Origin of the sequence: Streptomyces sp. SID486 (genome assembly GCF_009865385.1) — a bacterium.
Taxonomy (GTDB): Bacteria; Actinomycetota; Actinomycetes; order Streptomycetales; family Streptomycetaceae; genus Streptomyces.
In genome coordinates this window covers 1-2,965 of record NZ_WWJT01000615.1, presented here as the reverse complement: position 1 = coordinate 2,965, position 2,965 = coordinate 1, and the positions used below count along the sequence as shown (strand labels likewise).

The 2,965-nt window shown below is 76.9% G+C and carries 2 protein-coding genes; both read left to right on the top strand.

All coding sequences use genetic code 11. From position 1 onward, the window contains the following. Positions 1 to 1,284, top strand: a 1,284-nt coding sequence (locus tag GT045_RS28770; protein WP_161335972.1) for a lyase family protein, incomplete at its 5' end; no start/stop codon positions are given. 80 nt (positions 1,285 to 1,364) lie between these two features. Beyond that, the coding region (locus tag GT045_RS28765) for an anthranilate synthase component I (protein ID WP_161335971.1) at positions 1,365 to 2,965 on the top strand (1,601 nt) is incomplete at its 3' end.

Genomic DNA, 2,965 nt, shown 5'->3' with positions numbered 1-2,965 from the left:
GGCACCGTGCCCGGGCGGGCGGCCGCCGTCATCACGTCCGTCGCGCGGGCGGAGCGGTTCGACGCGCGCGCCCTCGCGCTGGCCGCACGGGCCGCCGCCAACCCCGTGGTCCCCCTGGTCCGGGCACTGGCCGAGGCCGTGGCGGCCGGGGACGCCGACGCCGCGCACTTCGTGCACCAGGGTTCCACCAGCCAGGACGTCCTGGACACCGGCCTGATGCTGGTCGCGGCCCGCACCGCGGAGCTGATCCTCGCCGACCTGGACCGCACGGCGGACGCGTTGGCCGCGCTGGCCGAGCGGCACCGGGACACGCCCATGGCCGCGCGCACCCTCGGCCAGCACGCCGTGCCCACCACCTTCGGCCTCAAAGCGGCCGGCTGGCTCCAGGGCGTCCTGGACGCCGCCGAACGGCTGCGCCGGGTCCGGGCCGACGGCCTGCCGGTGCAACTCGGCGGTGCGGCCGGCACGATGGCCGGCTACCTGGAGTACGCGCACGTCGTCGCGGGCCTGACCGGGGACGGACTGGACCGGTACGCCCGGCGGCTGCCCGCCGCGTACGCGGCGGAACTCGGCCTCGCCGAACCGGTGGTGCCCTGGCACACCGTGCGCACTCCTCTGGCCGACCTGGCGTCCGCGCTCACCGTGACCGGAGCGGCCCTCGGCACCTTCGCCGCCGACGTCCAGCTGCTGTCGCGCACCGAGACGGCGGAGGTGTCCGAGCCGGGCGCCGAGGGCCGGGGCGCGTCCTCCGCCATGCCGCACAAGCGCAACCCCGCCCTGGCCGCCCTGATCCGTTCCGCCGCCTACCGGTTGCCGGGGCTGTCCGGCACGCTCGCCCAGGCGGCGGTCACCGACGACGAGCGGCCCGCCGGTGCCTGGCACGCCGAGTGGGAGCCGCTGCGCGCCGCCCTCAGGCTGGCCGGCGGCGCCGCGCACACCGCTGCCGAGCTGGCCGAGGGCCTGTGCGTGCACGCCGGCCGGATGCACGCCAACCTCGGCCTCACCCGGGGCCTGGTGGTCTCCGAACGGCTCGCCGCCGCCCTCTCGCCCCTCCTCGGCCGGGCCGGGGCCAAGGCCGTCGTCTCCACCGCCTCCGCGCGCGCCGCGACCGAGGGGCGCCACCTCGCGGACGTCCTGGCCGAGGCACCCGAACTCGCCGGACGGCACGACGCGGAGTCGCTGCACGCCCTGTGCGCGCCGGAGCACTACACCGGCGCCGCCGGCCTGCTCGTGGACCGCGTCCTGGCCCGGCACCGCCGATCCCGTCCGGACGGCCGGGGTTGAACCCGCCCCGCCCCGCACCCGCACCCGGCCTCGCACCCGGCCCCGCACCTGTCGGCGTACCGACGCAGAAGGACATGACGATGACGGCAACCACACACCGGTGGACGACCCCGGTCGGCCTGCACGTGACCCGCCGGAGCGAGCCGCTGGACCCGGAGCGGGCCGAGGCCGAACTGGCCCGCCTGGAAGACGCCCTGGACACCCGGCGGGGACTGCTGCTGTCGGGCCGCGTCGACCAGCCCGGCCGCTACCGGCCGCACGACGTCGGCCACGTCGACCCGCCCGTCGAGGTCACCGCCGACCACGAGAGCGTACGGCTGCGCGCGCTGAACGACCGCGGGCGCGTCCTGCTGCCCGCGCTGGCCGCCGCCCTGGCGTCGCACGGCGTGCACCTGGACGAGGCCGCCGGCACGATCACGGCCGCTCTCACCGGGCAGGGCGCGGCCCGGCCCGTGGCCGAGGAGGAGCGCACCCGCCGGCCCTCCGCGTTCACCGTGCTGCGCGCCCTCACCGCCGCGCTGGCCGCTCCGGACGACCGGCTGTGGGGACTGTACGGAGCGTTCGGCTACGACCTCGTCCTGGGTTTCGACCCCGTCCCGCTGCACCAGGAACGCGACCCGCACGACCGCACCCTGGTGCTGCACCTGCCGGACCGCATCCTGTGGATCGACCGGCAGCGCGGCACCGCCACCCTCGACAGCTACGAGTTCTCCTACGCGGGACGCGGCACCGAGGGCCTGGACCGCGCCACACCCCTCGCGCCCTGCGGGCCGGCGACCGACCCGGCCGGCCCCCGGGACCACCCGCCCGGCGCGTACGCGGAGCTGGTGCGCCGCGCCAAGGAGCGGTTCCGCGCCGGTGACCTGTTCGAGGTGGTGCCCGGGCAGAGCTTCCACCGCCGCGCCGACGCTCCGCCCTCACGGGTCTTCCGCCGGCTGCGCGAGCGCAACCCGGCACCGTACGGGCTGCTGATGAACCTCGCCGACGGCGAGCACCTGGTCGGGGCCTCGCCGGAGATGTTCGTACGGTTCGACGCACGGGCCCGTACCGTCGAGTCCTGCCCGATCAGCGGGACCATCGCCCGCGGCCGGGACCCCTTGGAGGACGCCGAGCAGATCCGCACCCTGCTCGGCTCCGTCAAGGAGGAGTCCGAGCTGACGATGTGCACCGACGTGGACCGCAACGACAAGGCCCGCGTGTGCGTCCCCGGCAGCATCGAGGTCCTGGCCCGCCGGCAGATCGAGCAGTACTCCCGGCTCATCCACACCGTCGACCACGTGCGCGGCCGGCTGCTGCCCGACCGGGACGCCCTGGACGCCTTCCTGACGCACATGTGGGCGGTCACGGTCACCGGGGCACCCAAGCGCGCCGCCGTCGCGTTCGTCGAGGAGCACGAGCGCAGCCCGCGCCGCTGGTACGGCGGCGCGGTCGGCCGGATCGGCTTCGACGGCGGGCTGGAGACCGCCCTCACGCTGCGCACCGTCCAGATCCGGGGCGGCGTCGCCACCGTACGGGCGGGCGCCACGCTGCTGTTCGACTCCGACCCGCAGGCGGAGGAGGACGAGACCGTGCTGAAGGCGTCCGCGCTGCTGGACGCCGTGGAGAACGCGGACGGCACGGCGGCCGGGCGCTCCGTGCCCGGCCGGCCGGCCGCCGCACGGCCGTGGCCGGCCCCCGCGGC